The sequence below is a fragment of the Flavimobilis soli genome (assembly GCF_002564025.1).
In the GTDB taxonomy this organism is placed as follows: domain Bacteria; phylum Actinomycetota; class Actinomycetes; order Actinomycetales; family Cellulomonadaceae; genus Flavimobilis; species Flavimobilis soli.
In genome coordinates this window covers 2,229,027-2,254,654 of record NZ_PDJH01000001.1, presented here as the reverse complement: position 1 = coordinate 2,254,654, position 25,628 = coordinate 2,229,027, and the positions used below count along the sequence as shown (strand labels likewise).

The following is a 25,628-nucleotide window of genomic DNA, read 5'->3' as shown; positions in this document are numbered from 1 at the left end:
TCAGGCGGGCTGACCGTCCGGCTCGGGGCCCGTGCTGGCGGGGCCGTCGAGGTCGTCGTCGTGCGGCGACGCGATGCGGCACCAGCGTTCGACGACGCACCCGGCAACCGTGAGAGCCACGGACAGCAGCGCCGCGGCGCCTGCCCCGATCGCGCGGTCGCGCATCGGCTCGTAGCCGAGGTCACCGACGACGAGGAGCGCCTGGGCCGCGTACCAGCCCGTCAACCCCGCGCCGGAGAGCGCGGCCGCCTGCGCGAGGACGAGCGTCCGCGCCGCGCGCAGACCGCCGAGGGAGGGCTTGCGCCCCCGCAGGTACGCGCGCACCTGCAGGCCGGCGACGACGACCGCGACGCTCAGCAGCGCGAGGCCCAGGTGCACCGGCCAGCGCACGGGCGACGGCATGCTGCCGCGGCCTCGCGCCTGGTCGAGGACCAACCAGCCGAGCGCCGTGACCACGAGCGCCACGACGACGAGCCACCGCAGGCGCACACCGCGAGTCACTGCGCGGGGCCATCCTCGGAGAACGGCGTCGGGGCGGTGGGCTGCGCCGGGGTCGGCGGCACGTCCTCGATCTCACCCTCACCGGGCTGCTCGTCGAGCCAGTCGAGCGCGAGCCAGCGCACACCCTGGCGGTCCGGGGCGGTCGCGGCGAGCGCGTCGACGGGGCCGCCGCCGAGACCGGGCAGCACGGCGCCGGGCTCGATCTGGTCCCACGGCTGCAGGACGAACGCGCGCTCGTGCGCGCGCGGGTGCGGGAGCTCGAGGTCGTCGGTCACGCCGGTGACCTGGCCGTACGTGATGATGTCGATGTCGAGCGTGCGCGGTCCCCAGTGCTCGGTGCGGACCCGGCCGTGCACCTGCTCGATGTGCTGGCACAGGTGCAGCAGCTCGCGAGGCGCGAGGAGCGTGCGGACCATGATCACCGTGTTGAGGTAGTCGGGCTGCTCGGGGCCACCGACAGCGGCGGTCCGAGCGAGCGGCGCGACCGCCTCGATGTCGATGACACCGGACGACTCGAGCTCGCGGACCGCCTGGCGCAGCGTCTCGCGGGCGTCGCCGAGGTTGGCGCCGAGCGCGAGGATGGCGCGCACGGGCTCGGCCGGGACCTCGTCCATGCGGTCACGCTCGTGCGGCGCCTCGGACGGGGCTGCGGAGGGTGCAGGCTGCACCGCGACGAGCTCGTCCTCGGGCTCGAGGTCGGGGACGTGCTGCGGCGCGGGGGCGGTGACCGGCGCGAACGGGTGCGCCGTGGACTCGGCGACGAGCGGCACGTCGGTCACGGCGTCGGCCAGCTCGGGTGCGGTCACGGGCGTGAACGGGTGGTCGGTCGGCGGGAGCTCCGACAGCGGGGGCTCCTCGACGGCGGCCGCCTCCTCGGGCGGGTTGACCGGCGCGAACGGGTGCGCGGGGACCGCCGCGACGGGTGCCTCCTCAACCGGAGCCGCGAGCGCGTCGGGGGCCGTGTCGGGCTCAGGTGCGGTGACCGGCGCGAACGGGTGTCCGGGGATCTCTGCCGCCGGGGCGGGCTCAGCGGCCGGAGCCGCTTCATCGAGCGACGTCACGGGCGCGAACGGGTGCCCGGGGGTCTCGACCGGTGCGGGCGCGGAGGGCTCCGGGTCAGCCTCGGGTTCCGCGACAGGGGCAGACGCGTCGGCGGGCTGGACGCCGGGCACGCTCCAGGACTCGAGCGCACCGAGGAGCGCGACCGGCTCGTCCTCCGGGAAGGGGATGAGCTCGGGCTCCTCGTCGACCGCGGCGTGCTCAGGGGCGGCGTCAGCGGGCTCGGCCTGCTCGTCGGCGTGAGCGTGCGGCACGCCCTCGGCCGGTGTGCCGATCTCGGTGACCGGCTCCGCCGACTCCGCGACGGGGGCGTCGTCGACGACGAGCGTGCTCTCGACGGCCGGAGCGCTCGGCGCGACGGTCGGCGACGAGTCGAGCTCCCGGAGGGTGGCGAACGCCGAAGTGCGGCGCGGGATGTCCGCCAGGGTCACGATGCGCTCGGCCGGCTCGGCGGGCGCGACGTCCTCGGCGGGCGCGACGTCCTGGACGGGCGCGGCGTCCTGGACGGGCGCGACGTCCTGGACGGGCGCGACGTCCTCGACGGGCGCAGCGCGCTCGCCCGGGACGAGGTTCTGCGCGGGGACGAGATCGTCCGACGGCGCGAAGGCCGGAACAGGCGCAAAGCCGTCGGCCGATGCAGCAGCGTCGGCCAGCCCGGCGTCGTCCGCGGACGCAGGCTTCTCGGCGAGGGCCGAGGCGTCGACGGGCGAGAACGCGTCAGCAGGTGCCTCGGCGGGCGCGGGCTCGTCGCGGAACGTCGGCTCGTCGGCCACGGGCGCGTACGCGAAGGCCTCGGGCGCTGCCTCAGCGACGGGCGCCTCGGCAGCAGCCTGCTCGGGAGCAGGCCCCTCGACGACATCCGGCTCGTCGTCGAGCTGGGTGATCGGCATCTCGATCGTCGCGTCGGCAGGGTCGACGTCGAAGCGGCGCCCGACGACGGGCTCCTCCGCCGCCGGAGCGGCGGCGTGGCTCGCGTCGGTCGGCAGGACCGGGGCACCCAGGTCGTCGGTGCTCGGCGGGAACGTCATGCCGCCCGAGCGGCTCACGCCCGGAAGAGCAGCACCGCCACCGAACGCGCCACCACCCGGCAGCGCCGCGCCGCCCAGGGAAGCAGCAGCGCCGAGCGCACCGGCACCGAGCGATCCGAGACCGCCGCCCAGCGCGTCCTCGGTCAGGGCACTCTCGCGCGTGGGCGCCTCGGCGTCCGCCGCGTACGCCTCCTCGTCACGGTCGACCGCAGGAAGCTCGACCGTGGCCGGGGCGGCCTCGACGACGGGCTCGACGGCGACGGGCTGCTCGGCCACGAGCTGCTCGGCGACGGGCTCCTGGGCGCGCTCCTCGCGCAGCGACGGCAGCGACGCGACTGACGCGGCCGGCTCGGCCTGCGGGTCGAACCGCGCGGCGGGCAGCTTCGTCCGGTCGCGGTGCACCGCGACGACGACGTCGTCGAACGGCACAGGCACGGGCGCGTGCGGCTTGTGCACGAACACGTCGACCGCGCCGACGATCGCGTGGTCCATGACGACCGACGCGATCTGCTCGGCGAGCGTCTCGACGAGCTGGACGGCCGGTCCCTCGATGACCTCGACGACCTGCTCCGCGAGCGTCGCGTAGCTGAGCGTGAGAGACAGGTCGTCGCCCGCCGCCGCGCGGCGGGTGTCGAGGTGCACGACGACGTCCGCGACGAACACCTGGCCCTCGGCACGCTCGTGGTCGAGCACGCCGTGGTAGCCCTTCGCTCGGATACCGGTCAGGCGCACCTGATCGAGCGGCCGACCGTGCTGGTCGGCGACGGAGCCGGGAGTTGGCAGGGACACGTGGTCCTCCAGAGTCGTCAGTCGGTACGCGCCGCGGACACCCATCGCTGGGCGACCCGCACCGCGTCGACGGTGCCAGGAACGTCATGAACCCGCACGCACCACGCCCCGGAGGCAGCCGCGAGAGCCGAGACGGCCGCGGTCGCACCGTCGCGAGCGAGCGGAGGTACCGGCTGCCCGTCCGGTCCAGCGAGCAGCCTACCGAGGAATCGCTTTCTTGACGCCCCGACGAGGACGGGAAGACCGACGTCGAGGAGCTCGCCGAGGCGGCCGAGGAGCGGCCAGTTCGCCTCGCCCGGCTTCGCGAAGCCGAGGCCCGGGTCGAGCACGACCTGCTCGCGCCGCACGCCCGCCGCCTCGAGGGCGGCGAGGCGCTCGAGGAGCTCGCGCCGCACATCGGTCACGACGTCGTCGTAGTCGGCGAGGTCGTCCATGACGTCGGCGTGCCCACGCCAGTGCATCGCGACGTACACCGCGCCCGTCCGGGCGACGACGTCGTACATGTCGGGGTCTGCGAGCCCGCCCGAGACGTCGTTGATGATCTGGGCGCCGGCAGCGACGGTCGCCTCGGCGACCGACGCGCGCGTCGTGTCGACGGACACGACGGCGCCGCGCGAGACGAGCTCCCGCACGACGGGCAGGACGCGCCGCAGCTCTTCGTCCTCGGGGACGCGATCGGCGCCCGGGCGGGTGGACTCGCCGCCCACGTCGAGGATGTCGGCGCCCTGCGCCATGAGCAGCACGCCGTGCGCGACGGCGGCGGTCGGCTCGAACCACTCGCCGCCGTCGGAGAAGGAGTCCGGGGTGACGTTGACGACGCCCATGACGAGCGTCCGGTCGAGCGTGGTCAGGCTCCCCGGGAGCGGTGACGGGTGGCGCGGGGCGTCAGCGGGAGGCACCCTGCCATGCTAGTCGCGGTGCTTCCCCGCGCTCCCCGGCGTGGTCAGTGACCGAGGATGAGGCTCATGGCCTCGGCGCGGGTCGTGCCGTTGCGCATCTGCCCGCGCACTGCGGACGTGACGGTCCGCGAGCCGGGCTTGCGGACGCCGCGCATCGACATGCACAGGTGCTCGCACTCGATCACGACGATGACGCCTCGGGGCTGCAGGTGCTCGACGAGCGCGTCCGCGACCTGCGACGTGAGGCGCTCCTGGACCTGCGGGCGGCGCGCGAACACGTCGACGAGGCGGGCGAGCTTGCTCAGGCCGGTCACGCGGCCGTCGACGTTCGGGATGTAGCCGACGTGCGCGACGCCGTGGAACGGTACGAGGTGGTGCTCGCACGTCGAGTACAGCTCGATGTCCTTGACGAGGACCATCTCGTCGTGGCCGATGTCGAACGTCGTCGACAGCACGTCGGCCGGGTCCTGGTGCAGTCCCGCGAACGTCTCCGCGTACGCGCGCGCGACCCGGGCGGGGGTCTCGAGGAGGCCCTCGCGGTCCGGGTCCTCGCCCACGGCGAGGAGGAGCTCGCGCACGGCCGCCTCGGCACGCGCGAGGTCGACGTGTCCTGCCGCGACGGCGGCGCCCGCCTCGGGCATGAGGTGCTCGCTCATGGTGACCTCTCTCAGCGCTGGACGGTACCGCCGTCGGGCACGGGGCCCTGCGGGTCGACCGGGTGCTCGTCGCGTGCGGCGCCCTCGTCCTGGGGGACGATCGGCTCGTCGCCGCGAGTCTCCTTCTCGGCGGGGGTCAGCACCGGGGGGCGGTCGGAGACCGAGCGCTGCTCGCTCGACAGCCACACCTCGCGGGCGGGTCGCTTCTCGACCGGGGCAAAGATCTCGGCGAGCTCCGCCTGGTTGAGCGTCTCCTTCTCGAGCAGCTCGAGGACGAGGTGGTCGAGCACGTCGCGGTACTGGACGAGCACCTCCCAGGCTTCGTCGTGGGCGGCCTCGATGAGCTTGCGGACCTCGTGGTCGACCGTGCCGGCCACGGCCTCCGAGTAGTCGCGCTGGTGGCCCATGTCGCGGCCGAGGAACGGCTCACCGGAACCGGTGCCGAGGCGGATCGCGCCGACGCGCTCGCTCATGCCGTACTCGGTGACCATCTTGCGGGCGATCGCGGTCGCCTTCTCGATGTCGTTCGACGCGCCGGTCGTCGGGTCGTGGAACACGAGCTCCTCGGCGACGCGGCCGCCCATCGCGTACGCGATCTGGTCGAGCAGCTCGTTGCGGGTCGTCGAGTACTTGTCCTGCGTCGGCATGACCATCGTGTAGCCGAGAGCCCGGCCGCGCGGGAGGATCGTCACCTTGGTGACGGGGTCCGTGTAGCGCATCGCCGCCGCCACGAGCGCGTGACCACCCTCGTGGTACGCGGTGATCTTCTGCTCCTTGACGTTCATGACGCGCGTGCGCTTCTGGGGGCCCGCGATGACGCGGTCGATCGCCTCGTCGAGGGCGCGGTCGTCGATGAGCTGGGCGCCCGAGCGCGCGGTCAGGAGCGCGGCCTCGTTGAGGACGTTGGCGAGGTCGGCGCCCGTGAAGCCGGGGGTGCGGCGGGCGACGGTCGCGAGGTCGATGCCCTCGACGATCGGCTTGCCCTTGGCGTGCACCTTGAGGATCGCCTCGCGGCCCTTGAGGTCGGGCGCCTCGACCGCGATCTGCCGGTCGAAGCGGCCCGGGCGCAGCAGGGCCGGGTCGAGGATGTCGGGGCGGTTGGTCGCCGCGATCATGATGACGTTGGCCTTGGGGTCGAACCCGTCCATCTCGACGAGAAGCTGGTTGAGCGTCTGCTCGCGCTCGTCGTGACCGCCGCCCATGCCAGCGCCGCGGTGGCGGCCGACGGCGTCGATCTCGTCGACGAAGATGATCGCCGGAGCGTTCTCCTTGGCCTGGTGGAACAGGTCACGCACGCGGCTCGCGCCGACGCCGACGAACATCTCGACGAAGTCCGAGCCGGAGATCGTGTAGAACGGCACGCCCGCCTCGCCGGCGACAGCGCGGGCGAGGAGCGTCTTGCCGGTGCCGGGCGGCCCGTAGAGCAGGACGCCCTTGGGGATCTTCGCGCCGACCGCCTGGAACTTCGCGGGCTCCGCGAGGAACTCCTTGATCTCGTGCAGCTCCTCGACCGCCTCGTCGGCCCCTGCGACGTCGGCGAACGTGACCTGCGGGCTCTCCTTGCCGACGAGCTTCGCCTTGGACTTGCCGAAGCCCATGACGCGAGAGCCGCCGCCCTGCATGCGGGACATGAGGAAGAAGAACAGCACGCCGATGATGAGGAACGGCACGAGCACCGAGAACATCGAGGCGATGAAGCTGACCGTCGCGATGTCGGAGTTGTAGCCCTTGGGCGGGTTCGCCGCGACGATCGCGTCGACGACGTCCTCGCCCTGCGGCTCGACGTAGAGGAACTCGACCGTCTTGCCGAAGTCCTTGTCGCCGACCTTGAACGGCTCGGTGAGCGTGAGCTGGACGCGCTGGTCGCCGTCGACCACGAGAGCCTGCTCGACCGTCTTGCCCTTGAGGAGCTGCAGACCCTGCGACGTGTCGATGCGCTCGACCTTGGTGCCTGTGAACAGCGAGAAGCCGACCCACACCAGGAGGGCGGCAAGGGCGATCCACAGGTACGGCGCGCTGGCGATCTTCTTCATGGTCATCTGCTCGGGGTCGTCCCCGGTCCTTCCGCTCGCGGTGCTCCCTGGAACGCTACACGCCGAAACTGGGCGAGGCCTGGTTGTTCGCCGAGGGCGTGGGGAAGCCTTGCGGAGGGATCATGCTGCAGGTCGCGGGGGCCGCGCACGGCGCCTGCGCGGACAGCACGACGCCGGGGCCCGGCGAGGGCCCCGGCGTCGGGAGGTGTGTGCGTCAGCTCTCGTAGACGTGCGGCGCGAGCGTGCCCACGAACGGCAGGTTGCGGTACTTCTCCGCGTAGTCGAGGCCGTAGCCCACGACGAACTGGTTCGGGATGTCGAAGCCGACGTAGCGCACGTCGAGGTCGACCTTGACGGCCTCGGGCTTGCGGAGCATCGCGGCGATCTCGACGCTCTTCGGGCCGCGCGAGCGCAGGTTCGACAGCAGCCAGGACAGCGTCAGGCCCGAGTCGACGATGTCCTCGACGATGAGCACGTTGCGGCCCGTGAGGTCGGCGTCGAGGTCCTTGAGGATGCGGACGACGCCGGAGGACTTGGTGCCCGAGCCGTACGACGACACGGCCATCCAGTCCATCTCGGCCGGGTGGTGCAGGCGGCGCGCGAGGTCCGCCATGACCATGACGGCGCCCTTGAGCACACCCACGAGGAGGAGGTCCTGACCCTTGTAGTCCTCGTCGATCTGAGCGGCCATCTCCGCCAGGCGGTCGTTCAGCTGCTGCTCGCTCAGCAGGACGGACTCGAGGTCGTTCCCGATGTCGGAAAGGTCCACGACGAAGTTCTCCTCAGGGTGCGGGGGGTGCCCGCCGAGCGGGCGTGCAGCACAAGCCTGCCACAGGATCGGGTGCCGCCGACGCGGCCCGGGAGCGGGACGGCACCCTGACCGTGCCACGAGACGACGAGCGCGTCGAGGGCGAGGACGTGGGTCCGCGTGAGCGCTCCCGCGGGGCTGCCAGCCTGCACGGCAGCCGCGCGCAGGGCTCTGCGCCGCACCGCCGCGGGCGCTTCGGCGAGGATCGCGACGTCGTACCCCTCGTCGGGAGGTGCGGCCGCCGCTCGGGCGAGGAGGTCGTCAGCGAGCTGCGTGAGCGCGTCGTCGTCCTCGCGGAGCTGCTCGGCCGTCCGGGCGAGCGCCGCGGCGACGCCCGGACCGAGGGCGTCCTCGAGGACCGGCAGGACGCGGTGCCGCACGACCGAGCGACGCGGCCCCCCGCCGTCGGGCGTCGGCACGTTCGTCGGGTCGTGCCAGACGTCGAGGCCCAGCTCCGCGCACACGCCCTCCGTGTCGGCGCGGGTGAGGTCGAGGAACGGGCGGCGCAACCGCCCCCGCTCGGGGCGCATGCCCGCGAGCGAGCGGGCGCCCGCGCCGCGAGCGAGGCCGAGCAGCACCGTCTCGGCCTGGTCGTCGCGCGTGTGCCCCACGAGCACGACGCCGTCCGGCGCACCGGCAGCATCGATCTCCGCGTCGAGCGCGGCTTCGAGGGCGGCGTACCGCGCGGTGCGCGCGGCAGCCTCCGGGCCGCCGTCCCGCCCGACCTCGACCCGCACGACGCGCGCCGCGAGCCCGAGGCGCTCGCACGCGGCGGCGGCACGGCGCGCGACGTCCGCGGAGCCCTCCTGCATACCGTGGTCGACGACGACGGCTCGTGCGACGAGCCCGCGCGCGGCCCGCGGGCCGCGCGTCTCCTGCGCGACGCACGCCACGAGCGCGAGCGAGTCCGCTCCGCCCGAGCACCCGACGACGACGACCGCACCGTCGGGCAGCGCGTCGAGCACCCTCCGGACCGCGCCGCGGCCCGCGACGAGGTGCGGCTGCGGCAGGCTCATGCCCGCGAGCCGCCCAGCCCGAGCCTGCGGCCCCACGCGACCGGGTCGTGGATCTCGCGGGCCGTCGGCAGGTTCTCGGGCGACTCCCAGACGAGGTTGACGGCGTCGCGCCCGTGCGCGCGCCGCACCTCGCGCACGAAGGCCGCGCCGTCGGTGTACTGCGCGAGCTTCTCCTCCATGCCGAGCAGGCGGCCGAGCTGGCGGGCCAGACCGCTCGTGTCGCGGCGTCGGGCGTCGAAGCCCTTGCGGATCGTGCGGACGGCTGGCACAACCTGCGGGCCGACGGCGTCCATCATCACGTCCGCGTGCCCCTCGAGCAGCGCCATGACGGCACCGATCTCGGCCATGACCTCGCGCTGCGACGGCGTGAGCACACGGGAGGCGAGGGATGCCTCGCGACCGGCCGAGACGAACCGCTCGGCCGTCCGCCACCACGCGCGCAGCCGCGCCGGGAGCGGGCCCTCGGCGAGCTCGCGGCCCGTGCGGGCGACGTCGTCCGACAGCTCGGCGACACGCGCGCGCAGGTGGTCCGCGAGCCAGGGCGCGGCGGCGAGCTGGAGCGCGTGAGTCTGCTCGTGCAGGCAGACCCACAGCGCGAAGTCACGCGCGGGCGCGTCGAGGCCGCGCTGGGCACCGAGGATGTTCGGTGCGACGAGCAGGAGCCGCCCGGGAGCGGGTGCGAACGGGTCGAACTGGCCGAGGACGCGGGTCGAGGCGAGCGCGAGCGCCGCACCGATCTCGGCGCCGCCGGCGGCGCGCGCGAGCGTCCCGGGGCTCGAGCCGGGCGGCGCGAGGTCGGGGAGCATCGAGCGGGCCGTCTCGGCGGCCGCGCGCACCCAGGTCGCACGGTCGACGACGAGGACCCGCGAGAGCGCGTCAGGGACCGACGTGTCCCTCCCGTCGGCCGGGGTCATCGCCGTCACGCGCAGGACGTGCGGCACGGCCTCTTGCGCGGACGCGCGCAGCAGGGCGACGTGCTCCGCGAGCTCGTCGCGCGAGCCGGTCGGCCCGGCGGGCACGAGCCCGCTGCCGACCGCGTCGGCGACGGGCCAGTCGACCGCGTCCGACGCTCCCGTCACGAGCAGCCGCAGCTCGTCAGACGCGTCGTGAACGCGTCGACGGTCGCCCGCGCGTTCCACGAGGCACCGTCGGGGACCTTGTCCGCCATGACGACGAACACGAGCAGCCGGCCGTCCTTCGTGACCGTCGTACCCGCGAGCGAGGTGACCCCGGGGAGCGAGCCGGTCTTCGCGCGGACGAGGCCGCGCGCCGGGGACACGGTGAAGCGCTCGTGGAGCGTCCCCGAGAGGCCTGCGACGGGGAGCGAGACGGCGAGGTCGCGCAGGTGCGGGTTGTCCGGCGAGACGATCTTGAGGAGCAGGTTGACGAGCACGATCGGCTGGACGGAGGAGCCGTCGCCGAGGCCCGAGCAGTCGGCGAGCCGGACGGTCGACGTGTCGACGCCGAGCCTGCCGACCGCCGCGAGGACAGCCGCGGTCGCCCCCTCGAACGAGGCGGGCAGGCCCGCCTCAGCGGCGACGACGCGCCCGACCACCTCGGTGATCGTGTTGTCGGAGGTCTGCAGGAAGTACGCGACGACCTCTGAGAGCGGGGCCGACGACACCCGCCCTGTCTCGTCGCCGTCGGCGGGCGCGGCCGCCCGGGATACCGTGCCGTTGACGGTGATGCCGACCTCGGAGAGGGCGGCGGCGAACTTCTGCGCGGCCGAGAGCGACGGGTCCGCGAAGCGCGGGACGTACTCCCCCTCGGTGCGGCGGCCGACGTCGACCGCGAGCGCGGTGACCGGGGCGACGTAGCCGGCCTCGACGTTGCGCTTGTCCCACGTGGGCGAGACGGTCGGGCCCGAGAAGAACGAGTCGTCGAGACGCAGCGTCACCGCGTCGATCCCCGCGAGCTTGAGCGACTGCGCGGTCTGCGCAGCAAGGTCGGCGAGGCCGGCACGACCGTTGACGGCGGACGCGTCGCCGCGACCGGCCGCGAGCATCATGTCGCCGCCCCCGACGAGGTAGAGCTGCTCACCGGCCCCCAGGACGGTGCGGGTGTCGAGCGTGTGGTCCGGCCCGGGCGAGCCGAGCGCGGCTGCTGCCGTGAAGAGCTTCGCGGTCGACGCGGGCGTGCGCCCGATCGTCGCGCCGGTGCCGGCGATACCCGTCCCGGTGAGCGCGTCAGCGACGAGGACACCCACACCGGGGCCGACCTTGTCATCCTCGTCGACGAACCTCGACACGAGCTTTTCGACCTCTGTGGCGGACGGCACAGCGGCGTCCGGGGACAGGGGGCCGAGGCCGGCCGTGAGCTCGGGCAGGTCACCCGCGCCGTCGATGGTCGGGAAAGGTGCCGCCGGGGCCGGGACCGGCGCATTCGTGAGGAAACCGGGCACCGTGTCGGTGATGTCGGCGACCACGTAACCACCGCCCGCGAGGAGCACGAACGAGACGGTCAACCCCGCCACGCGCGCTGCGAGCCCCATCGTCCCGCCTTCCCTCGATCGATCTTCGTTCACAACATACGCTGTCCGTGCGTCACACTAGAGCAGAGCCGCGGGCGGCTGGATCAGCGATGACGCCGACCGCCCCCGCACACGAGAGTCGAAACGCCCGGTCTGGCACGCAGGTCAGCCGTGGCACTTGGAGGAGAGCTGTGGAGTTCGACGTCACGATCGAGATCCCCAAGGGGCAGCGCAACAAGTACGAGGTCGACCACCACACCGGCCGCATCCGCCTCGACCGGATGCTGTTCACGTCCACCCGGTACCCGGACGACTACGGCTTCATCGAGGGCACCCTGGGTGAGGACGGCGACCCGCTCGACGCGCTCGTGCTGCTCGAGGAGCCCACGTTCCCCGGGTGCCTGATCCGCTGCCGCGCGCTCGGCATGTTCCGCATGCGCGACGAGGCCGGCGGTGACGACAAGGTGCTGTGCGTGCCGACGGGTGACCAGCGCGCCGCATGGCGCCAGGACATCGACGACGTGTCGGACTACCACCGTCTCGAGATCCAGCACTTCTTCGAGGTCTACAAGGACCTCGAGCCTGGCAAGTCCGTCGAGGGCGCCCACTGGGTCGGCCGCGAGGAGGCCGAGGCTGAGATCGAGCGGTCCCGCCAGCGCGCGATCGACTCCGGCTACACGCACTGAGCTTCCGGGGCCGCGCCCCGCACGACAGATCGCCCGTCCGCACACGTCAGGTGTGCAGGCGGGCGATCTGTCGTCCAGGGGTGGGGCGCCGAGCCGGCCTTCGGGTAGCCGCCTCGGGCTCACGCACAGATCGCCCGTCCGCACACGTCAGGTGTGCAGGCGGGCGATCTGTCGTCAGCGGGAGCCGGGTCCGGGCCCAGGTCAGGGGCGGCCGGCGTACGGCATCGTGTTGGCGTAGCGGACCGGGGTCACGCGCAGCGCGACGCCGGGGCGCGGGGCCTCGACCATCATCCCGTCGCCCGCGTACATCGCGACGTGGTGGATCGTCGACGCGTCGGACGTGTTGGTGGCCCAGAAGATCAGGTCGCCGGGACGCATCTGCGAGTAGCTGATCTTCTTGACGTACTGGTACTGCGAGCGCGACGTGCGCGTGATGCCGACGCCCTGCGCCGCCCATGCGGACATCGTCAGGCCCGAGCAGTCGTACGCGTCGGGACCGGCAGCGCCCCAGCCGTAGGGCAGGCCGACGCGCTTCTTGGCCCACTTGACCGCCGCGAGGCCCTGCGCGGCCGTGCCGACCGAGCGCCCGGTACCGAGGACGTTGTCCGCCGGCGGCTTCGGCGTCTTGGTCGGGGCCGGGGTCGGCGACTTCGTCGGGGCCTGCGTCGGCGCCTGGGTGGGCGCCTGCGTCGGCGCCTGCGTGGGAGCCTGCGTCGGCGCCTGGGTCGGAGCCTGCGTGGGCTCCTGCGTCGGAGTCTTCGTCGGGGTCTTGGTGGGCTTCTTGGCCGGCTTCTTCGTCGGGGACGTGCTGGGCGTCCTCGTCGGAGTCTGCGTCGGCGCGTTCGTGGCGGGCGGCGGCGTCTGCTCGCGCTCGCGCTTGGCCGCCTCCTCCTCGCGCTGCTTGCGCTCGGCGTCGAGGGCGTCCTGCCGCTGGCGCTCGAGCTCCGTGGTCGTGTTGCGCGCGGCGGCGAGGCTCGCGATGAGCGCGTCGCGTCGCGTCTCCCCCTGGGCGAGCGCGGCGTCGGCCGCTTCCTGCTTCTCCTGGGCGGTGCGGTAGGCGGCGTCAGCCTTGGTCGCGGCGCTCGTGGCGCGCGCGAGCGACTTGTCGGCCTGGTCCTGGAGGTTCTGGGCGACGAGGGAGTCGGCGCGGTACTGCTGCACCGCGGTGTCGGCGACGGAGCCGACGACGCCGAGGGAGCTCGTGCGTTCGATGACCTCGGTGATGCCGTCGGCGGACAGGACCGCCTCGAGGTTCTTGATGGCTCCGCCGGAGCGGTACTGCTCGAGGGCTACCCCGACGAGGATCTTGCGGGAGGCCTCCATGCGGTCGAGCGCGGTCGTGAGCCGCGCCCCGGCCGCGTCGGCCTCCTTCTGGGCGGCCTCGAGCTCGACGGTCGCCGTGAGGTACTCCTCGCCCGCGGTCGCGGCGGCATCCATGGCGGCCTGCGCGGCGGATCCGAGCGTCGCGAGCTCGACCTCCATCTGGGCGACCGAGCCTGCGATGGCGTCCTCGTTCTGACGTGCCTGGTTCACGTCGTCGGACGACGGTGCCGTCGGGTCGCCGAACGCCGGGACCGCTGCCCCGAGGCTCAGGAGCAGCGCCGAGGAGGCCAGGACGGCAGCACCGCGCACCCGGCGGGCGCGCTGGCGGGCGGGACGAAGCATGGACGACCTCCAGGACGTGAGCAGGTCGAGGCTATCTGGCCTGCGCCCCGTTGGGAACACCTGCCCCATCAATCACTCGCGTCACATCTGTCACAACAGTCACAGGAGTCACTCCAGTCACACAGCGGCGGCACGCCCGGTCGGCGTCTCACGTTCGTCCAACTGATGAGACGCCCGTATCGCCGACCGGGAGAGCCGCCCTAGAGTCAGCCGCATGAGCCGTCGAATGTGTAGCTGACCAGCCGCACATCCGCATGCCCGGACTGGCCGGAGCCGTCGTCGCCGACGCCCTCCCGCCACCGTGGCGACGCGCAGGTGCGGACCACTCCCCCTTCCTCACGAGCGGTGGACGCACCTGGCTCACAGCACCCGACGCGCCGAGCCCAGGCCGCCGCTCCGCAGGACCCCGCCACAACAGTCCAGGAGCCACCCATGAGCAACCCCGCCAGCTGGTCGTTCGAGACCCGCCAGATCCACGCCGGCCAGACGCCCGACCCGACCACCGGCGCCCGCGCCCTGCCGATCTACCAGACGACCTCGTTCGTCTTCCCCGACGCCGACACCGCCGCCGCGCGCTTCGCGCTCTCCGACCTCGGCCCGATCTACACCCGCATCGGCAACCCGACCCAGACCGCGGTCGAGGACCGCATCGCCTCGCTCGAGGGCGGTGTCGGCGCGCTCCTCCTGTCGTCCGGCCAGGCGGCCGCGCACCTCGCGATCCTCAACATCGCCGAGGCCGGCGACCACGTCGTCGCGAGCCCGTCGCTCTACGGCGGGACGTACAACCTGCTGCACTACACGCTCAAGAAGATCGGCATCGAGACGACCTTCGTCTCCGACCCGCACGACCCGCAGGCGTGGCGCGACGCGGTCCGCCCGAACACCAAGCTGTTCTTCGCCGAGACGATCCCGAACCCGCGCTCCGACGTCCTCGACATCGAGACCGTCGCGGGCATCGCGCACGAGGTCGGCGTGCCGCTCGTCGTCGACAACACCGTCGCGACCCCCTACCTGCTCAACCCGCTGCAGTGGGGCGCGGACGTCGTCGTCCACTCGGCGACGAAGTTCCTCGGCGGCCACGGCACCGCGATCGGCGGCGTCATCGTCGACGGCGGCTCGTTCGACTACGCCCAGCACCCCGAGCGTTTCCCGAACTACAACACGCCGGACGACAGCTACCACGGCCTCGTCTACGCGCGTGACCTCGGCGTCGGCTCGGCGTTCGGCGCGAACCTCTCGTTCATCCTCAAGGCGCGCGTCCAGCTCCTGCGCGACCTGGGCTCCGCGATCAGCCCGTTCAACGCGTTCCTCATCGCGCAGGGCATCGAGACCCTCTCGCTGCGCGTCGAGCGTCACGTCGAGAACGCGCAGAAGGTCGCCGAGTACCTTGAGGCGCGCGACGAGGTCCGCAAGGTCCACTACGCCGGCCTGCCGTCGAGCGAGTGGTACGCGAACGCGCAGAAGTACCTGCCGCGCGGCGCGGGCGCGGTCCTCGCGTTCGAGCTCGACGGTGGCGCCGAGGCCGGCAAGGCGTTCGTCGACGGCCTGAGCCTGCACTCGAACCTCGCCAACATCGGGGACGTGCGCTCGCTCGTCATCCACCCCGCGTCGACGACGCACTCGCAGCTCACCCCCGAGCAGCAGGCGTACTCGGGCGTCACTCCGGGCCTCGTCCGCCTGAGCGTCGGCCTCGAGAACATCGCCGACATCCTCGCGGACCTCGACGCCGGCTTCACCGCAGCCAAGGCCGCGATCGAGCAGGGCGCCTGATGTGTCCCGGTGCGGCGCCGCGTGCCGCCGTCTCCCCGCCCTCGACCTCGCGTCCGCAGTCCGGACGCGAGGCTCACAGCGTGGACACGCCGTGCCCCGGCGCCGCACCGGCCCTAGATTCCCGTGACATGAGGACCGACGACGCGTCGGCGCGCCCCGGGCCCCGCTCGTCCGCGCGTCGAGGAGCCCCCGCCTTCGCGGGCGCGCCGCAGCGCCTCGCCGCGTTCCCGCCCCGCACCCCGCTCCCGACGGCGCCCGTGCCCGCGACCGGCGCCTGGCGCCCCGGCGACGAGCCGGGCGACCGCAAGTTCGTCGACGTCGGCGACCTCGACCTCGAGTCCGGCCAGCTCCTCCCCGACGTGACCGTCGCCTACGAGACGTGGGGCGAGCTCGACGCCGACGCCTCGAACGCGATCCTCGTCCTGCACGCCCTCACCGGCGACTCGCACGTGAGCGGGCCCGCAGGCCCCGGCCACCGCAGCCCCGGGTGGTGGCAGGACATGATCGGGCCCGGCGCCCCGATCGACACGGACAAGTACTTCGTCGTCGCCCCGAACGTCGTCGGCGGCTGCCAGGGCTCGACCGGCCCGGCGTCCGACGCCCCCGACGGTCGCCCGTGGGGCAGCCGGTTCCCCGACGTCACGGTCCGCGACCAGGTCGCCGCCGAGATCCGCCTCGCCGAGGCGCTCGGCGTCCGCTCGTGGCGGTTCGTCGTCGGCGCGTCCATGGGCGGGCTCCGTGTGCTCGAGTGGGCGCTCCTCGGCCCGGAGCACGGCATCGACGTCGCGGCGATCGGCGTCATCGCGTCCGGCGCGCAGACGACCGGCGACCAGATCGCCTGGGCGCACCCCCAGATCGCCGCGATCCTCGCCGACCCCGGCTTCCGCGGCGGCGACTACTACGACGCGCCCGACGGCGAGGGCCCGCACGTCGGCCTCGGCATCGCGAGGCAGATCGCCCACGCGACGTACCGCAGCGCCGTCGAGCTCGACCAGCGCTTCGGCCGCATCCCCCAGGGCGGCGAGGACCCGCTGCGCGGCGGCCGCTACGCCGTGCAGTCCTACCTCGACCACCACGCGCACAAGCTCGCGCTGCGCTTCGACGCGAACAGCTATCTCGCGCTCACGCAGTCGATGCTCACGCACGACCTCGGCCGCGACCGGGGCGGCGTCGAGCACGCGCTCTCGCTCGTCAAGGCGCGCGCGCTCGTCGTCGCCGTCGACTCGGACCGGCTGTTCCTGCCGGCCGACTGCGCGCGCCTCGCCCGGCACCTTCCGGCGGCCGCGCCCCTGCGCGTCCTGCGCTCCGAGCACGGGCACGACGGGTTCCTCATCGAGTTCGACCAGCTCGGGCCGATCGTCACCGAGTTCCTCGCGACCGAGGCCGTCCGCGGCCGCTGAGCGACCACGGCGCACGGCCGAGCGCAACGACGCAGGCCGCGGCGAGCAGGGCGGCACCACCGCCCCAGAGTCCCGGGACGAGGGCCCCGCGCAGGCTGTCCGCGAGCACCTCGCCGCCTCGGGCGACGACGAGCCCTCCGAGGCTCTCGGGGGCGTCCACACTGCGCTGCAGCACTGCCGGGACCGTCCCCGCGAGCGCACGGGCGGTCGCGCACGCCAGGACGACGCCCCCGCCGAGGACCACGCCCACAGCGCCCCGCCGTCTCGACAGGGCCAGGGCAACCGCGGCTGCGAGCACGACGGCGAACCAGCCCCACAGCCGCGCCACCTCCGCCCACCGGTACGCCGTCCTGACCTGAGCGACCTCCTCCCGGTCCAGCACGACGACCGTGAGGTCCACGCTCCTGAGCGCGTCCGGCACAGGGAGCCGCTCCGCCTCGAGGCGTGCCACGACCTGGTCGGCGACCGCGCCCAGGTCGAGGAGAACCTCCCCCGTCGCCGACACCCCGGCGACGCCCGCGCCGCCCGCCGACGAGGGCGCACCGGTCGTCAGCACCCAGCGCAGCCCGGCGTGCATCGCGCGGTTCGCCCGGTCCCACGTCGCCGACGCCGCGCTCGAGCCGACCGCGCTCTCGACGCCGTCGCGCACAGTCGCCTGCAAGAACGACGTCGACGTCGCGACGAGGGCCTCGCGCACCCGGTCGCCGTCCCTCGCCGGGCCGAGCGTCGCGTCGAGCGACCGCCGTACGACCGACTCGACGTCGACGGCGTCGAGGAGCCTGCCGCTCACCTCGGCTGACGCGACCGAACGCAGCTCGTCGTCATCGGCGATCTGCGACATCGCCGACGCGTACGAGTCCGGGTCGCCCACGACGCGGTGCGCCCATCCTGCCGCGAGAGTGCCCGGCACCCCGAGGACCGCCGCGGCCACGAGCACCACGACGAGGACCCGGCGCGCGACCGTTCTCATGAGCCCAACCTAGGTCCGCGACGACGCGGCGACCACGGTCCTGGGCCGGGTCGACGGCGCGGGAGGCGCGAGGTCGGCCCAGGCGCGTGCCTCGAGGAGCTCGAGCCGGTTGCCGATCGTGTCAGCCGCGGAGAAGCGATCGTGCCCGGAGACGCGTCGTCCCACATGACCTCGTCGCCACCGGACCCGCAGGTGACGGGGACACGGGCACCTGCCCAGGTCAGGACGCCCGTCCGGTGGCATGATCGGTGCCATGACCACGCCTCTCGCCGACGTCGCCGCAGCCCTCAACCGCCAGTGGGAGCGCCTCGAGCGGTGGCTCGAGCCGCTCGGCGACGACCTGCTCGGTACCGCGGACCAGCCGAGTGCCCTGCCGGGTTGGACCAACGGAGAGCTGCTCGCCCACCTCGGCCGCGCGATGAGCGCGGTCACCGCCGCGATGCCGTGCCCTCCCGGCACGAAGCCGCTGAGCCTCGCCGAGTACCTTGGCACCTACCCCGGCCGCGCGCAGGAGATCACCGACACGACGAAGGACCTCGCGCAGGAGATCGCCGCGACGCCGCAGGCCACCGTGCGTGAGATGGCCCGCGACGCCCTCGACCACCTTGTGGCGCTCGGCGACGACGGCGACCGCGTCGTCCAGGCCCGCCGCGCCCCGATCAAGCTGCGTGAGCTCGCCGTGTCCCGGCTCATCGAGCTCGTCGTCCACGCCGACGACCTGGTCACCTCCCTGCACGGCACGGTCGACTCGACCGGCCCGGCGGACCCCCGCGCCCCCGAGGCGACCCGCATCGTCGCCGACGAGCTCCTCAGGATCGTCGTCACCCGCGGCGGCTGGCGGCTCGAGGTCGTCGAGCCGCTGCTCTGGGTGCGTCTCGCGAGCGGGCGCCAGCCCTACGACGTCGACGCACTCGCCCGCGCGCTGAGCACGGGCGACACCGCGACCGGCGTCCCCGACCTCGGTCGGATGCTCCCGCTGTTCTGACCAGCGCACGCCCGGCCCCGAGCCCCTGGCGCGGCCGGAGCAGGTCGGTATGTTAGGGGCATGCTGGCTGCCTACGCTGCGTCGACGTCCCCCACCGATCCGCTGAGCGGCCTCGTCGTCGGGGAACGTCCCGCGCCCGAGCCGCGCGAGAGCTGGACGGTCGTCGACGTCCGGGCCGCCTCGCTCAACCACCACGACCTGTGGTCGCTGCGCGGCGTCGGCCTGCCGGACGAGGCGCTGCCGATGATCCTCGGGACCGACGCCGCAGGTGTCACCCCGGACGGGCGCGAGGTCGTCGTGCACGGCGTCATCGGTGCCGACGGCCACGGTGTCGGCCCGCGCGAGCGCCGCACGCTCCTCTCCGAGAAGTACCCCGGCACGCTCGCCGAGCAGGTCGCCGTCCCGACCGCGAACCTGATCGACAAGCCCGCCTCGCTGTCGTTCGCCGAGGCTGCGTGCCTGCCCACCGCGTGGCTCACCGCCTACTCGTTGCTCTTCCGCGCCGCCGACCTGCGCCCGGGCAACAGCGTCCTCGTGCAGGGCGCGGGCGGCGGCGTCTCGTCGGCTGCGATCGCTCTCGGCGTCGCTGCGGGTCTCGAGGTCTTCGCGACGAGCCGCTCTGCCGAGAAGCGCGAACGCGCAGCCGCGCTCGGCGCGACCACCCTCGAGCCCGGGGCTCGTCTCCCCCGCAAGGTCGACGCCGTCGTCGAGACGGTCGGCCGCGCCACCTGGGCGCACTCCGCCGCGAGCGTGCGCCCCGGCGGCACGATCGCGGTCGCCGGAGCGACGACGGGCGACGCCGACGCCGCCCAGCTCACCCGCATCTTCTTCCAGGAGATCCGCGTCCAGGGCGTCACGATGGGCCGTCGCGAGGACCTCGCCGCGCTGCTCGCGTTCCTCGGTGCGCACGACCTGCGCCCCACGATCGCGCTCGAGGTGCCGCTCGCGGAGACGGCCCGAGGGATCGAGCTTCTCGCCGAGGGCACGCACTTCGGGAAGGTCGTGGTCCTCCCGTGAGCCCGCGCCGCTACCCGCCCGGGTGGCGGCAGGACGTCCTCGGCCCTGACTTCCGGGCTCTCGACCTCGACCTGGCCGCCGACGACGAGGGCGACGTCGTCGCGACCCTCGTGCGGTTCGCGCCCGAGCCCGACCCGTTCCCGCGCCCCGCGCGTGCCGTGCTCTACCTGCACGGCTGGTCGGACTACTTCTTCCACACCGAGCTCGCCGCCTACTGGCACGCCCAGGGCGTCGCGTTCTACGCGCTCGACCTGCGCAAGTACGGCCGCTCGATGCGCGCGCACCAGACCCCCGGCTACGTCGAGGACCTCACGACGTACGACGAGGACATCGCGGCCGCGCTCGACGTGATCCGCGCCGAGCTCGGGTCGCACGCGTCGCTCCTGCTCATGGCGCACTCGACGGGCGGCCTGACCGCCGCACTGTGGGCGGACCGCCACCCGGGCGTCGTCTCCGGGCTCGTGCTCAACTCGCCCTGGCTCGAGCTGCAGGGCTCGTCGGTCGCACGCACCGTGTCCGCGCCGGCGATCGCGCAGCTCGCACGCTTCCAGCCGCGCACGGCGCTCCCGAACATCGACCCGGGCTTCTACTCGCGGACGGTCGACCGTGCCTCGGGCGGCGAGTGGGACACGGACCCGCGCTGGCGGCCGACGCCGTCGTTCCCCGTGCGCGCCGGCTGGCTCAACGCGATCCTCGCGGGACACGCGGCCGTCGCGCGCGGGCTGAACCTCGACGTGCCCGTGCTGACCCTCCTGTCGGGGCGGTCCGCGATCAGCCCCCGCTGGAGCGAGGACATGCGCGAGGCGGACGCGGTGCTCGACGTCGAGGCGATCGCCCGGCGCGTGCCCAACCTGGGCAACGTCGTGACCCTCGTGCGGGTACCCGGCGGGATCCACGACCTCGCGCTGTCGCGCCCCGGCCCGCGGGCCGTGTTCTACGAGCAGATCACGCGCTGGGTCGTCGCGTACGGCTGGCAGTGAGCGGCTGATCAGCCGTTCGCGCGCAGGTCGCGCAGCGTCGGACCGGTCTCCTCGCCGACACGCCACGCGCCCCAGCCGTCGACCGTGTGCTCGGCACCGGACACGATCGTCGCGGCGACGTCCGGCGACATGAAGCGGCGGCCGTCGGGCAGCTCGATCACGCCGTCCGGGTGGAGCGTCACCTCGAAGCGCTCGTTGCGGCGGTGGCGGACCCAGAGCAGCGGTGTCGGCTCGCCGAGCCGGCTCGCGAGCTGCTTGAGCGCCGCGTCGCGCCACCCCTGGGGTACCGGCTGACGCGGGCTGCGCGGCGGTGGCACGGGCTCGGTGACGTCGCCGTACGACATGGCGGCCGCGTAGCTGCGCGAGGACTCGCGCAGGGTGGAGAGGTCGTTCGGGTTGGTGTCGATCGACGTCTCCTCGACCGACGCGAGCCGTGCGCGCGAGCGCGCGCCCGCGAACGCGGCCGGGTGCGTCGCCGCACCGGTGATCGACGGCGCGGGGCCGCCGAGGCGCGGCGTGGTCGAGGCGACCGGGCCGGCCGAGCCGAACGTGACGGTGCGCTTGGCGCGGGCGGTCGGCGTGACGACTGCGGCGCTCGAGGCGCCCAGGTCCGCGACCTGGCCGCCGACGATCTCTTGCTCAGTCGCCTCCGCGGCGACGGGGAGCGGGTCGACCTCGATCGCCGAGCCGGGCGCGAGGGCCGGGGCCAGGCCGACGCTCGCCGGCGCGTGCGCCATCGCGGCGGCGTAGCCGGCCGCGGCGCTGGTCGCTGCGTGCTGGTGCGGCTTCGCGGCGGGGACGGCAGGTGCGGGGGCGAGCGGCGCGTGCGCGACGGCGGCAGCACCACCAGCGCCGGGTACGTGCGCGGCGGCAGCGCCCGCGCCGGGTACGTGCGCGGCGGCCGCGCCACCAGCGATGGGCGCGTACGGGCCAGCGGGAGCGACGGCGGCAGGGGCGTGCACCGCCGCGGGTGCGAGCGGCGCGGGGGCCCCCGCGGGCGGGACCGGCCGCGGGCCCGGTGCCTGGCCGCCAGAAGGTGCCGACGTCGCCGCCCCTGCCTGCGTCGCGGCAGGTCGGGCGGCGTCGGGCTGCGCCGAGGCGTGCGCGGTGCGCGCGGACGGCGACGAGGTGGCGGATGCCGCGGACGGCATCGACTCCATGCCGCGCGGGCCGCGGGCGCTGTCGCCGAGCGGGGACACGTCGACGTAGCGGCGCCCGTCGGGCGCGCGGACGACGCCGAGGCGGAAGACGTCGACCTGCATGCCGGGCTGGCGGAGGAAGTCGAGCGCGTCGACCGTCGTCAGGGCCGCGGAGGCGCACACGAGCACGAGGCGGACGCCGCCCGTGCGGACGTGCGGCTGCGTCGCGCCGAGCGTCGGGACACGCGCGAGGAACATCGCGTGGTCGGTGCCGAACGCCTCGGCGCCACGGTCGTAGCCTGCGACGAGCTCGCCGCGGGACTGACGGCCGGCGCGGCCCGCGCGGCCGAGCGCCGCGACGAGCGCGGCGTCGTCGAGCATGCCGACGAGCTCGACGGCCACGACCGCGCCGTGCGCGTCGAGCGCCGTCAGGTACGGGGCGTCCTCGCCAGGCTGCGCGTGGTGCACGGGCATGACGGGCTCGCCGAGGAGCGCGTCGAGGTGGTGCTCGACGACGCTGCGCGCCTCGGGCAGGAACGCCACGGGCGCGGGCTGCATCGACGGCACGGGCACGACCCGGTCCGAGTCGATCTCATAGATGGGCAAGGCACTTCCCCCGAACTGTCCTCGAGCGCCGCGCGCGTCCCCCCGGACTGGTCGCTCGCGCCCATGCTACGAGGAAAGCCCTTGCTCGGGAAGGATGAAGACGGGCCCTCAGAGGTGCTCGGCGAGCAGCTCTGCGAGCGCCTTGCCCCGCACGTCGGCGAGGCCGAGCGCCTGGGTGCGGCACGAGTAGCCGTCGGCGACGTACATGTCGCCGTCGGCCATGCCCCGCAGCGCCGGGAGCAGGGCGTTCTCCGCGACCTGGACGGACACGTCGTAGTGGCCCTTCTGCATGCCGAAGTTCCCCGCGAGGCCGCAGCAGCCGGCGAGCGTCGTGATGGTCGCCCCGGCGTCGCGCATGAGCGCCTCGTCCGCGGCGAAGCCCATGACGGAGTGGTGGTGGCAGTGCGGCTGCACGACGGCGGTCACGTCGGACAGGTCGGGGACCTGCCAGACGTCGGGGTCGGGGCCGAGCGGCGCGGGCGCCGTGAGCAGCTCGGCGAGCGTGTGCGTCGCGCGGGCGACGGCGTGGGCGCGCGGGTCGTCCGGCAGGAGCTCGAGCAGGTCGGAGCGCAGCACGCCCGTGCAGGACGGCTCGAGGCCGACGATCGGCACGCCGTTGACCGCGAACGGGCCGAGGATGCCGAGGAGGTTCTCGAGGCGCTTGCGGGCGCCGTCGAGCTGGCCCGTCGAGATCCAGGTGAGGCCGCAGCAGGCCTCGTCCTCGGGGACGATCACGTCGTAGCCGGCGGCGACGAGCACCTTGACGGCGGCCTCGGGGACGCTCGGGGCGAGGGTGTCGCTGAACGAGTCGGTCCACAGCACGACCTGGGTGCGGGAGCGCACGCCCGGCGTCTGCGGCTGGTCGCCCGCGACGCCGAGGGCACCGGTCGTGGCCTTCGCCTCGCTCGACGGCGTCACGCCCAGCTCTGCGCGACGGCGGCGCCACGTCCTGCGGAACGGCTCGGTCGCGAAGCTGACCATCGTCCGGCGCGGGTCCATGCCGCCGAGAGTCATGACAGCCTTGGCGATCGGGCGGACGCCGAGCACGGCGTTCGCGAGCGACGCGAGGCCGGGGACCGCCGTGACGAGGCGGGTCCACCGGGGCAGCCAGCCGAGCGCGTAGTGGTCGACCGGCCGCACGCGCCCGCGGTAGGAGCGGTAGAGCGTCTCGGACTTGAACGCCGCCATGTCGACGCCGGCCGGGCAGTCGCGCGAGCACGCCTTGCACGACAGGCACAGGTCGAGCGCGGCGTGCACCTCGGGCGAGCGCCAGCCGCCGCGCACGAGGCGACCGTTGACCATCTCCTGCAGGACGCGGGCGCGGCCGCGGGTCACGTCGGTCTCGTCCTTGGTCGCCTGGTACGACGGGCACATGAACCCGCCCGACGCGGAGCTGTCCGCGCGGCACTTGCCGACGCCGGTGCAGCGGTGGACGGCCTTGGTGAAGTCGCCGTCGTCGTGGGCGAAGGCGAAGCCGGTGCCCTTCTTCCCAGGGCGGTCGACGCGCACGGGCGCGGCGGCGGGGCGACGCAGGTCGGCGTCGATCGCGGCTGGCCGCACGATGATCCCGGGGTTGAGGAGGTCGGCCGGGTCGAAGAGGGCCTTGAACTCCTCGAAGAGCCGGATGGCGTCGGGGCTGTACACGAGCGGCAGCAGCTCGCCGCGGGCGCGGCCGTCGCCGTGCTCGCCGGAGAGCGAGCCGCCGTGCGACGCGACGAGCGTCGCGGCGTCCGTGATGAAGCGGCGGAACACCGAGGCGTCATGCTCGAGCGGCACGTCGAGGCGCACGTGCATGCAGCCGTCGCCGAAGTGGCCGAACATCAGGCCCTCGACGTCGTACGAGTCCATGAGGGCCTCGAACTCGCGCAGGTACGTGCCGAGCCGCTCCGGCGGCACCGCGGCGTCCTCCCAGCCGGGCCACGCCTGGTTGCCCGACGGCGTGCGGCCGCCGAGGCCCGCGCCGTCGGCGCGGATCTGCCACATGGCGCGCGCGTCGGGACCCGGCGGCAGGACCGTCTTCGCGTCGGTCGACGCGGCCTCCGCGATCGCGTAGGCCTTGCCGAGGGCCTCCTCGACGTCGGCGCCGGTGACCTCGACCATGAGCCAGCCGCCGCCGGGCGGCAGCGGCGGGACAGCGCCGTCGCCCTTGTGGCGGCGCACGACCTCGACGAGGCGTGCGTCGAGGCCCTCGATCGCGAGGGGGTCGAGGGCGAGGAGGCGCGGGACGTCGTCGGCCGCGGTCGGCATGTCGGGGTAGCCGAGGCACACGAGGACGGGGGCCGCGGCGACGGGGTGGAGGCGGACGGTCGCGCCGAGGATCGTCGCGACCGTGCCCTCGGTGCCGACGAGGGCCTTCGCGAGGTCGCTGCCGTTCTCGGGGAGCAGGTGCTCGAGGCTGTATCCCGACACCTGGCGGCCGAAGCGGCCGAGCTCGGTGCGGATGAGCGCCATGTTCGCGGTGACGAGGTCGCCGAGCCCGGGCACGACGTCGAGCGCGCCCTTGCCTGCGCCCGCCGTGAAGCGGCGTCCCCGCCCGTCGACGACGTCGAGCTCGAGGGTGTTGTCGGCCGTGCGGCCGTACGCGACGGCGTGCGGGCCGCACGCGTTGTTGCCGATCATGCCGCCGAGGGTCGCGCGGTTCTGCGTCGAGGGGTCAGGACCGAAGCGCAGGCCGTGCGGCGCGGCCGCGGCCTGCAGGCTCGACATGACGACGCCCGGCTCGATGCGCGCGGTGCGCGCCTCGGGGTCGATCTCGTGGATCGTGCTGAGGTGCTTCGAGAAGTCGAGGACGACGCCGGGGCCGACGGCGTTCCCTGCGACCGACGTCCCGGCGCCCCGCGACGTGATGGGCACCCCAGCCTCGCGGGCGACCTCGAGCGCGGCGAGCACGTCGTCGGTGCTGCGCGGGAAGACGACGACCTGGGGCGGGACGCGGTAGTTGGAGGCGTCGGTCGAGTACTGGGCCCGCCGGAGCGTCGAGCCGTCGACCTGGCCCTCGACCGCGGCGCTCAGCGACGCGACGAGCGCGGACGTGTCCACGTCGGCGAGGGGCTGAGGGGCTGGTGGGGTCTCGAGGGTGCTGGCCACCCGACCAGTTTCCCACGTCGCGCCGACCGCGGTTCAGACCTTGGACCCTGCCGTCTCACGGGGA

General features: G+C 74.1%; 20 protein-coding genes. 6 read left to right on the top strand and 14 right to left on the bottom strand.

Annotated features, from left to right (window positions below; genetic code table 11):
- The 9 genes from ATL41_RS10210 to dacB form a co-directional block, all read right to left on the bottom strand.
- On the bottom strand, positions 1–501 hold the full coding sequence (locus ATL41_RS10210; RefSeq protein WP_245854756.1) for a DUF3180 domain-containing protein: 501 nt from the start codon (positions 499–501) through the stop codon (positions 1–3).
- Positions 498–3,377: a 2-amino-4-hydroxy-6-hydroxymethyldihydropteridine diphosphokinase gene (gene folK / locus ATL41_RS10205; RefSeq protein ID WP_245854755.1), complete on the bottom strand. Its 2,880-nt coding sequence runs from the start codon at positions 3,375–3,377 to the stop codon at positions 498–500. The genes ATL41_RS10210 and folK overlap by 4 nt, the downstream gene beginning before the upstream one ends.
- A 17-nt stretch (positions 3,378–3,394) precedes the next feature.
- Positions 3,395–4,276: a dihydropteroate synthase gene (gene folP / locus ATL41_RS10195; protein WP_425432669.1), complete on the bottom strand. Its 882-nt coding sequence runs from the start codon at positions 4,274–4,276 to the stop codon at positions 3,395–3,397.
- Positions 4,277–4,320: 44 nt separating this feature from the next.
- Entirely contained in the window at positions 4,321–4,932 is a 612-nt protein-coding gene (gene folE, locus ATL41_RS10190) for a GTP cyclohydrolase I FolE (protein WP_098458373.1), read from the bottom strand.
- Positions 4,933–4,943: 11 nt separating this feature from the next.
- Positions 4,944–6,971 (bottom strand): ATP-dependent zinc metalloprotease FtsH, encoded by a 2,028-nt coding sequence (gene ftsH / locus ATL41_RS10185; RefSeq protein WP_098458372.1) that lies wholly within the window; start codon positions 6,969–6,971, stop codon positions 4,944–4,946.
- Positions 6,972–7,179: 208 nt separating this feature from the next.
- On the bottom strand, positions 7,180–7,734 hold the full coding sequence (gene hpt / locus ATL41_RS10180) for a hypoxanthine phosphoribosyltransferase (protein ID WP_098458371.1): 555 nt from the start codon (positions 7,732–7,734) through the stop codon (positions 7,180–7,182).
- Positions 7,689–8,789, bottom strand: a complete 1,101-nt coding sequence (gene tilS / locus ATL41_RS10175; RefSeq protein WP_098459048.1) for a tRNA lysidine(34) synthetase TilS — start codon at positions 8,787–8,789, stop codon at positions 7,689–7,691. Before tilS ends, hpt begins: the two co-directional genes overlap by 46 nt.
- Positions 8,786–9,868: a zinc-dependent metalloprotease gene (locus ATL41_RS10170; RefSeq protein WP_098459047.1), complete on the bottom strand. Its 1,083-nt coding sequence runs from the start codon at positions 9,866–9,868 to the stop codon at positions 8,786–8,788. The genes tilS and ATL41_RS10170 overlap by 4 nt, the downstream gene beginning before the upstream one ends.
- The gene (gene dacB, locus ATL41_RS10165) at positions 9,865–11,280 is read right to left on the bottom strand and encodes a D-alanyl-D-alanine carboxypeptidase/D-alanyl-D-alanine endopeptidase (protein WP_098458370.1); all 1,416 of its coding nucleotides are present in this window, start codon (positions 11,278–11,280) and stop codon (positions 9,865–9,867) included. Before dacB ends, ATL41_RS10170 begins: the two co-directional genes overlap by 4 nt.
- 170 nt (positions 11,281–11,450) lie before the next feature.
- On the opposite strand from dacB, the gene ATL41_RS10160 reads away from it, so the two are divergent.
- Positions 11,451–11,945: an inorganic diphosphatase gene (locus ATL41_RS10160; RefSeq protein WP_098458369.1), complete on the top strand. Its 495-nt coding sequence runs from the start codon at positions 11,451–11,453 to the stop codon at positions 11,943–11,945.
- A gap of 201 nt (positions 11,946–12,146) precedes the next feature.
- On the opposite strand, the gene ATL41_RS10155 is transcribed toward ATL41_RS10160, so the two are convergent.
- Positions 12,147–13,610, bottom strand: coding sequence for a C40 family peptidase (locus ATL41_RS10155; protein WP_098458368.1), 1,464 nt, complete (start codon positions 13,608–13,610; stop codon positions 12,147–12,149).
- Between the two features lie 432 nt (positions 13,611–14,042).
- On the opposite strand from ATL41_RS10155, the gene ATL41_RS10150 reads away from it, so the two are divergent.
- Together ATL41_RS10150 and metX are read left to right on the top strand one after the other, a co-directional pair.
- Entirely contained in the window at positions 14,043–15,380 is a 1,338-nt protein-coding gene (locus ATL41_RS10150) for a bifunctional o-acetylhomoserine/o-acetylserine sulfhydrylase (RefSeq protein WP_098458367.1), read from the top strand.
- A gap of 128 nt (positions 15,381–15,508) precedes the next feature.
- Positions 15,509–16,780: a homoserine O-acetyltransferase MetX gene (gene metX / locus ATL41_RS10145; RefSeq protein WP_098458366.1), complete on the top strand. Its 1,272-nt coding sequence runs from the start codon at positions 15,509–15,511 to the stop codon at positions 16,778–16,780.
- Here the strand turns inward: metX and ATL41_RS10140 are convergent.
- Complete coding sequence (locus ATL41_RS10140) at positions 16,740–17,750, bottom strand: hypothetical protein (RefSeq protein ID WP_098458365.1); 1,011 nt, start codon at positions 17,748–17,750, stop codon at positions 16,740–16,742. The two genes, metX and ATL41_RS10140, sit on opposite strands and share 41 nt — an antisense overlap.
- Positions 17,751–17,759: 9 nt before the next feature.
- Entirely contained in the window at positions 17,760–17,915 is a 156-nt protein-coding gene (locus ATL41_RS13185; RefSeq protein WP_169924549.1) for a hypothetical protein, read from the bottom strand.
- 88 nt (positions 17,916–18,003) lie between these two features.
- Between ATL41_RS13185 and ATL41_RS10135 the strand changes: the two genes are divergently transcribed.
- Genes ATL41_RS10135 through ATL41_RS10125 form a run of 3 tightly spaced genes read left to right on the top strand, consistent with a single transcriptional unit; the run spans position 18,004 to position 20,732 of the window.
- Positions 18,004–18,735, top strand: a complete 732-nt coding sequence (locus ATL41_RS10135; RefSeq protein ID WP_098459046.1) for a maleylpyruvate isomerase N-terminal domain-containing protein — start codon at positions 18,004–18,006, stop codon at positions 18,733–18,735.
- 60 nt (positions 18,736–18,795) lie between these two features.
- Positions 18,796–19,752: a zinc-binding dehydrogenase gene (locus ATL41_RS10130; RefSeq protein ID WP_098458364.1), complete on the top strand. Its 957-nt coding sequence runs from the start codon at positions 18,796–18,798 to the stop codon at positions 19,750–19,752.
- Positions 19,749–20,732: an alpha/beta hydrolase gene (locus tag ATL41_RS10125; RefSeq protein ID WP_098458363.1), complete on the top strand. Its 984-nt coding sequence runs from the start codon at positions 19,749–19,751 to the stop codon at positions 20,730–20,732. Before ATL41_RS10130 ends, ATL41_RS10125 begins: the two co-directional genes overlap by 4 nt.
- Positions 20,733–20,740: 8 nt before the next feature.
- Here ATL41_RS10125 and ATL41_RS10120 read toward each other — a convergent pair whose 3' ends face one another.
- Together ATL41_RS10120 and ATL41_RS10115 are read right to left on the bottom strand one after the other, a co-directional pair.
- Positions 20,741–22,477, bottom strand: a complete 1,737-nt coding sequence (locus ATL41_RS10120; RefSeq protein WP_098458362.1) for a restriction system modified-DNA reader domain-containing protein — start codon at positions 22,475–22,477, stop codon at positions 20,741–20,743.
- A 108-nt stretch (positions 22,478–22,585) separates the two neighbouring features.
- The gene (locus ATL41_RS10115; RefSeq protein WP_245854918.1) at positions 22,586–25,516 is read right to left on the bottom strand and encodes an FAD-binding and (Fe-S)-binding domain-containing protein; all 2,931 of its coding nucleotides are present in this window, start codon (positions 25,514–25,516) and stop codon (positions 22,586–22,588) included.
- Positions 25,517–25,628: the final 112 nt, after the last annotated feature.